The 6597-nt window shown below is 40.6% G+C and carries 9 protein-coding genes; 3 read left to right on the forward strand and 6 right to left on the reverse strand.

The window, feature by feature from the left end; genetic code table 11:
- The coding region (locus P3T48_RS14230) for a hypothetical protein (protein ID WP_276507126.1) at positions 1 to 191 on the forward strand (191 nt) is incomplete at its 5' end.
- A gap of 749 nt (positions 192 to 940) precedes the next feature.
- On the opposite strand, the gene P3T48_RS14235 is transcribed toward P3T48_RS14230, so the two are convergent.
- The gene (locus tag P3T48_RS14235) at positions 941 to 1189 is read right to left on the reverse strand and encodes a hypothetical protein (RefSeq protein WP_200756698.1); all 249 of its coding nucleotides are present in this window, start codon (positions 1187 to 1189) and stop codon (positions 941 to 943) included.
- Between the two features lie 102 nt (positions 1190 to 1291).
- Here P3T48_RS14235 and P3T48_RS14240 point away from each other — a divergent pair, with 102 nt between their 5' ends.
- Positions 1292 to 1984 (forward strand): XAC2610-related protein, encoded by a 693-nt coding sequence (locus P3T48_RS14240; protein WP_200756696.1) that lies wholly within the window; start codon positions 1292 to 1294, stop codon positions 1982 to 1984.
- A gap of 388 nt (positions 1985 to 2372) precedes the next feature.
- Complete coding sequence (locus P3T48_RS14245; protein WP_118192582.1) at positions 2373 to 2996, forward strand: XAC2610-related protein; 624 nt, start codon at positions 2373 to 2375, stop codon at positions 2994 to 2996.
- 302 nt (positions 2997 to 3298) lie between these two features.
- On the opposite strand, the gene P3T48_RS14250 is transcribed toward P3T48_RS14245, so the two are convergent.
- From P3T48_RS14250 to P3T48_RS14270, 5 genes are all read right to left on the reverse strand, one after another.
- Positions 3299 to 4051: a hypothetical protein gene (locus P3T48_RS14250; RefSeq protein ID WP_276507127.1), complete on the reverse strand. Its 753-nt coding sequence runs from the start codon at positions 4049 to 4051 to the stop codon at positions 3299 to 3301.
- Between the two features lie 30 nt (positions 4052 to 4081).
- Complete coding sequence (locus P3T48_RS14255) at positions 4082 to 5032, reverse strand: relaxase/mobilization nuclease domain-containing protein (RefSeq protein ID WP_221646426.1); 951 nt, start codon at positions 5030 to 5032, stop codon at positions 4082 to 4084.
- A complete protein-coding gene (locus tag P3T48_RS14260; protein WP_276507128.1) occupies positions 5029 to 5442 on the reverse strand; it encodes a plasmid mobilization protein in 414 nt (137 codons plus the stop codon). Before P3T48_RS14260 ends, P3T48_RS14255 begins: the two co-directional genes overlap by 4 nt.
- A gap of 184 nt (positions 5443 to 5626) precedes the next feature.
- Entirely contained in the window at positions 5627 to 6109 is a 483-nt protein-coding gene (locus P3T48_RS14265; RefSeq protein ID WP_276507129.1) for a DUF3408 domain-containing protein, read from the reverse strand.
- Positions 6110 to 6122: 13 nt separating this feature from the next.
- A complete protein-coding gene (locus tag P3T48_RS14270) occupies positions 6123 to 6434 on the reverse strand; it encodes a hypothetical protein (protein ID WP_276507130.1) in 312 nt (103 codons plus the stop codon).
- Between the last annotated feature and the right edge of the window lie 163 nt (positions 6435 to 6597).

A 6597-nucleotide genomic window follows, 5' to 3' on the forward strand; every position in this document is an offset into this window, starting at 1 on the left:
TAGATAGAAAACATTGTGCTCCCACACATTTTTTTGTTGTAATTCAATGTATAGATATAGTTGCAAAGCTATTATCATACAAAGAATCTTTATTCTACACATTTGTTGGCATAGTTTGTTTAATGGGGTACAATCACAGCAATAAAACTATTAATTTTACGTTCTTTTCAAAAAAAGGGGTTGTGCAATAGTGGCTTAAAGGCTAAAAGCACTACCTTTGTAAATAATATCAAAACAGAGTATAATGGAAGAAAACAATATAACAGTAGATAAAGCTGTCCAAACCATAAAAGGGGCAATTTTGCGAGCTCAAGCACAGGCGAGCCAGTCAAGTTCTTAGAATCCTTGAAAAGAAAAGTTGAATGTTCAATCAGAAATTTTACTATATGTGGCAAAAGTATTTCATAGTAATAATTTTGTTCTGTTTGTATGCCTGTAAAGGTGAAAGAAAAGAGCAAAATATAAACTCAACAATAAATGTTGTTAGTGAACTTATCAGAAAGGTCAATATGTAGTTTTCATTAAAGTTTTCAATATGAAGTATATTATAATATTTGCAATGTGTTTGTTCTTGATGTGCTCTTGTGACAATCATGATTTTGAACTATCTGAAAAAGAACAAGTTTTTTACATCAACCAAATGCTGCATTTTTCCATTGAGCCATGGGACAGCCTTAGCAAAGCATATACTTATGACTTTTTCCTACGAAACCCGAAACCATGCAAGGAAGTTGACACCATTTATTTAGAAAGGAAGATTCCAAATAAATTTAAAGTAATTGAATCCTCTTCATACACACGAGAATATAATCGCGACCCTTCATTCATAAAATTATTGCCAAATACACAATATATAGTAGCACATACTGGAATGGGCGCCAGAGTAAATATTTTCAAATATTATTATACTGACCCTTTTGGTAAATTACATGCTAATGATTCACTGAATGAACATATTAACGTGGACTCCATCCGAATCCACCTTAATAGATAAAGCATTTGTCTTGCGCCCAACCAACGTAGGACAAGGGCTTTTCCTTTGTGGGCAGCAGCCATCGGCATCATCTCCTGTTACGCTTCGCTTCATCTGCACCTTTTTGGTGAGAACAAATACCTTCTCGAACACCGTACCGACGGCACCGATGCCTTCGAAACGCTCTATATCGGCTGCGAGAAGTTCCCACAGCACGATTTATATCCAATTGCTATTGGTGGAGTAAGAAAATTGCTAATTTTTGCAGAAAATAAAAAGAAATTCTGTATCTTTGTCGCAATAAAAATAAAAATAAGTATGAAAAAGATAGTTTTTATTCTACTCATTTTTTGTAGTTTTCTTGTAGTATGGGGATGCTATAAGAATAAAACGAAATGTGTTCCACAGAAAGAAGCAACTTCTGATTCTTCTATGAGAAGTAATGACGACACTCTAAGCCTTATGATAGAGCATGAGGTTGACGATGTTGATTATGGAGTGATTATAAAACGTGGCGACAAGACCATTCATCGCTTCGGATACAAATATCCTGAAGATGATGATCTTGTACCAAATGAAGAACGTATTGATAGTTGTCTGTTGACTGACTTGAATTTTGACGGTATAAAAGAAGATGTGCTGTTTTATTTGGGTAGCTTTGGTGCTTCTGGCACTGAACATTTTGATGCATGTGTTTGGAATCCTAATACTGAGCATTATGACAAAATTGAAGAATTCAAAGATATTCCAAACCCCCAAATCAGCGACAAATACAAGTGTATTCTTTCAAGAGTGTATGTTTCTTCCGCAGAGAACGAATATGCAAAATATGTATGCACCAATGGACATCTCATTAAGGTTGCCGAATTGAGACAATATTGGAAAGGGAACATTTATCCAGAGCGAGACAGGGCTGTTTATGAAGAGCATTTTATTAAAGCTAATGTTTGGAAGAGAAACTTGAAACTAAATCAAATTAGCGATTTCTGGAAACCGGTCGTACCGTTTTGATTATATCCAATTGGAGTTGGTGGGGTCATATAAAAATAAAAAGGAATTATGGGCAAATATCGCTTTCCATAATTCCTTTCTAATTTTTTCTTTTTAATGAGTTGTAGATATTACCTTTTTCCCAGACAAATCATATATCTGTTCTTCCTTTTGTGGACTTATTGTAATGTTATTGACTCCTGTTGTCGGGAAATCATCCGTTTAAGGGGTAAATACCGTACAACGAGTGAAACGATTAATAAAAGTACAATCATCGCAATAATACTATTGATTTTACGTTCTTTTCAAAGAAAGGGGTTGTGTGATAGTGGCTTAAAGGCTAAAAGCACTACCTTTGCATACAATAATAAAAAATAACGCAATGAAATGATCAAAATATTTAAAGACAATGAAAAGAATTATCGATAGTACATTAGTAATACTTTCTTTGATGTTGATCTTCGGTTGCAAGGAAAGTAAGGTGGGGCAGGGAAACCCTACCAAAGACAGCATGTCTATTGACACCGATAGTGTGATTTCGGGCAAGGTCTTTACCAAGCAAGATATTGCATCGGAAGATACGCTTAACGCTGTTATAAGAACACAATCTCCCAAGTCCAAGGATTTCGATTTTGAAGTATTTATTATGCGAGGGGAGAAAACTGTACAAATTATACCTTTCTCTTATCCAAAGGACGATACTTTTGACCCAAATGGTGGCCGGAAGGATAGCTGTCTGATGGCTGATGTGACGTTTGATGGCAATAAAGATCTGTTGGTATATTTGGGACAATTCGGAAATCAAGGTGTGGAATATTGGGATGCTTATGTCTGGAATGAAGTCAAGCAGAAGTTCTTGTTTGTTCCATCATTCCATGATATTCCCAATCCTACGCTTAACGAAAAAGAAAAGATTATTGAATCTTTCAGCCGTGGTTCTGCCGTTGATTATGAGTTTGGAAAATGGAAGTTCGAGAAAGGAGTGTTTGTACAAAAAGAACTTCTGTCACACCCTCCGAGAGAGAGTGAATAGTGTTATTCTCCGTTCATCACCACTTCATGGCCTCCTTGGGAAGCAACAACTTCGTGCTTTCTCTAAAGGCATGGATTCAAAAAACAGACGCAACAAGTGAATCGAGCAGGAAGAAAACTGCTTCGTTTTCCTCCTACTCGATTGCTCGGCATGAGCTTATCTAATGGGTGCAAGTCCCTAATAAGCCTGGTGTGGGAGGTCGGTAAATGTGAAAATAGGAAGCAACTGCCTTTTATGATTAGCATTTACCTCCTACCCGATTCGAAACGAAGAATGCGCTTGTACCAGATGGTCGTTATCTATTATTTCTGATTAATTTTCTTTTTAATTTCATTCACCTCTTTAAATAGGCTATTAGCAATGCTATCTTTAATTGCTGCCATCTGTATCATTTCGTTATGATAGCGAATTGAGTCCTCGTAAATATTTACATGAGTTCTCACTTTCTCAATAACTTCTTTATTTGGGCATACAGAAAAGTTCTTTTCGATGTATCGAACATTTGGATCGTTAGATGGAAGAACCATCTTCAAAGCACGATATTTCAAGTCAGCCTCCTCCCAATCTTGATGCGCTCGCCATTGGGTGAGATTGCCCCAAATGGAGAGAACAAGAGATAGAGCCAAGCCACCAATGAAAAGAAGAACATACTTTGAAGTTGGCTCGAAGCGATGAGTCACAACTTTCTTCAGAGGTGTATTACCCATTGCGTGAAGTTTTTCCTGCACATTTTTTGATGTGGCATTCAGCTCTTGTTTCACCTGATTAATTGCATCAAACAAGAGTTTGCTTCGCTGTTCTCCGTTACTTGCTTCTTTCTTGGTAAGGTCGGTAAAAATGCAGATAGCTTCTCTTAATCTTACCAATTTGTCAATAGCTTCCCCTTCTTTTACAGCCATAGCAAGAATAGCTTTTTCAAGTTTGCTTGTATCAACACTTACAGAGACCGGAGTGCTTTCCGCCTCTGTATTCTTTGGTGAGGCAGAAAGTTCATCGACTTTTTGCTCCAATCTCTCAACTGTGCCGTAGATGGCTTCTAACATTTCTTCTTTCATGTTCGATTCTAATTAAGTTTATGACTTGCATCAAAGGCTAAAGCCTCTTCTGCGTTTCTTCTTTTTTTTCTTGGATGATTCATCCTCTGGGAATTGCTCAAAGGTCTGTGCATTGGCAGGAGCAAAGAGTCCTATGGAAGAAATACCATTCCATGGGTTCAGGCTGCTCTCCGACATGAATGGCAACAGCTCGTCCTTGAAACTACCTTGCTCATATTGTTGAGTAGAACTGGCTCTTGCTGATAAATGGTTCTCCGTTCCCTCAAATCTCGCATTCAGTTTGCCAAAGCTATAGTCTCGGCTAATCTGCGTACCCTTGAAGCTATATCCATCCTTGCAGAAACGGATGCCTTGAACCTTGGTTCGCTCCTTGTCCTTATAGACTAACTCCAAGAGAACACCTCGCTTTGCAAGTTCATTCTTGAACTTCTGCCAACTATCAGCGCCTTTCAAGACATCCTTGACAGCATTGTGAATCTCGTATTTGGCACGCTCCGCATTGCGCAATTTGCGAGTGTTAGTCTTGCTCTTGTCCGTTCCGTAAGTAAATCCATACTTGGATTTAAGAGCCTTGGTCACCTGCTCATTACGCCTGTAATCATTCCTGTCTGATATGAGTTTGCCCTCGTTATTAATGCGGTTGTACACGATATGACAATGTGGATTGTCCGTGTTGTGATGCCTTACGATGATGAATTGTGTATCGGTGATGCCCATCATCTGCATGTATTCAAGGGTTATCTTAGCCATGAACTCATCCGTCAAACGTGGCTTGTCCTCGGGCTTGAAGCTCAAAGCTATGTGCCCCACAGGCTTCTTAATCCTTGGATTTAGTTGCCTCTGTAGCTCGAAACTTTGCGTTATCTCGGCATTCGTGCCGAGTAACACACCATCAGAGGCAAGGATTTTCGCCTCGTCCTTGCCTGTAACATAGCGGATGCAACCAGCAAATGAGCTGCCCTTCTTTAGCTTGCCTATCATGTGGCATCCTCCTTTCTGCCTATTCCGCATGGCTTCGATTTTGGACTTGCTTGGCGATACTCACCAAGGATGGATTTCAATCTTCTCAACAAGTCCACCACATATACATGGGTTTCATGGAAACCTCTCTGATGCGACAACTTGGTAAGTTGGTTGAGATTGTTTGCCATACCGATGAGGTTCTTGGCAATGGCAACCGTCTCAGTGTTGTGTCCACTGACCACCTCGCCGTTCAAAGCGGACTCACGGATGTACTCCGCCAACTTGCGGTTGGCTTTTCTCGCCCTCAGTCTCAATGCCTCGTAGCTTGGCTTCGAGAACTTCACCGTGACAGACTTCGACAACTTGCGAACCCTGTCTGTGGGCGGTCTTCCGCCCTTTTTCTTGTCCTGTTCATGTATGCTTGTCATTCGATATACTGTTTACAGTTGGTACACTTACTTTCTGCGACCGCCGGGAGCAAAATTCCTCCGCCCTCATGGTGGAGCGAGGCGTTTTGGGGTTCCCAAAACATAACCTCGCTCCCTCTCAGAACACGTTAGTTGGAACTACAGCCTTTCAGCTATCCACGTCCAAGGTCGCAGACCTTAATTCTCACAATTTGCGCCAAGCCTCGAAGTCCTCTTCATAAAGGCTTAGGTGGTGGCGCACGATGTTCTCGATGATGCCCGATACGCTCATGCGTCTCCCTCCGAGGATGCGGACGACACGATCAAGACGGTCTCGTACATCGGAACTGACGAAGACTGGCTTGCGGTCGTCAATCCTTGGAACTTGGAGGAAGGTCTGCTGATACTCCTCTAATGTCGCCTTGCGCTGCTTGCCGCTGATGCGCTTCTGCGGATTCGGTGGCGATTGAGCCTCGTTCGTTGATGTTTCCTCTCTATAGGGAGTTGTTGCAGCAACTTTCTCTACAATTGCTCTCAACTCTGGGTTCTCTACATCATCATAGAGAGAATTACAACTACTTGGATTGGCTTTGTTGCCATACGTAGATGGTTTAACAAAATCCAAATACTCTTTTTCCTTCAGCTCCTTTTGCTCAGGAGTCAAGACTGCATCTTTTGTTCTTGCCATAGCTTATGCTGTTTTATTTGTTAGTATAGTGGTCACGGTTTGCACCATTGACCGATTGTCGGGTGCAAAGTAAGTGTATTGAGTGCAGCCATGCAACTGATTGGGTGTAACGTGGCAATTTAGTTATGGCTTGCTTGTGGGTGAATGAGAACAGCTGTGATAACTTCAACGTATTTCTCAACTCATCATAGTTCATGTATTCGTTGCAGTCGTGCAAGTTTTTCTTGTTGTTTTTGGCGTTGAAGTCGGCAAACCCCGGCAACATACTGCCACAGAAATTGAAAACGCTTGTTTTTAGATTGCAGTGCCTTATCTTTGCACTCACAAACGTGGAGCACAGCATATGCGTGGAGCTTTGCGACATATAACATAGTATTAACTTAGAAAAAAGAAAAGTATGGGATTCATCGTATTCGAGGAAGAGGCATTCAACTATCTTGATGCCCAGTTGGAGAACTTCGTGAAGCGCATGGACAGAATCCGTGAGC

The organism is Segatella intestinalis (assembly GCF_029348455.1).
Classification (GTDB): Bacteria; Bacteroidota; Bacteroidia; order Bacteroidales; family Bacteroidaceae; genus Prevotella.

Bases quoted from the DNA above. Each gene is read 5' to 3' on its own strand.
- P3T48_RS14240 (WP_200756696.1), top strand. From the start codon at position 1,292: ATGAAAAAGATAGTTTTTATTCTACTCATTTTTTGTAGTTTTCTTGTA.
- P3T48_RS14245 (WP_118192582.1), top strand. From the start codon at position 2,373: ATGAAAAGAATTATCGATAGTACATTAGTAATACTTTCTTTGATGTTG.
- P3T48_RS14250 (WP_276507127.1), bottom strand. From the start codon at position 4,051: ATGAAAGAAGAAATGTTAGAAGCCATCTACGGCACAGTTGAGAGATTG.
- P3T48_RS14255 (WP_221646426.1), bottom strand. From the start codon at position 5,032: ATGATAGGCAAGCTAAAGAAGGGCAGCTCATTTGCTGGTTGCATCCGC.
- P3T48_RS14260 (WP_276507128.1), bottom strand. From the start codon at position 5,442: ATGACAAGCATACATGAACAGGACAAGAAAAAGGGCGGAAGACCGCCC.
- P3T48_RS14265 (WP_276507129.1), bottom strand. From the start codon at position 6,109: ATGGCAAGAACAAAAGATGCAGTCTTGACTCCTGAGCAAAAGGAGCTG.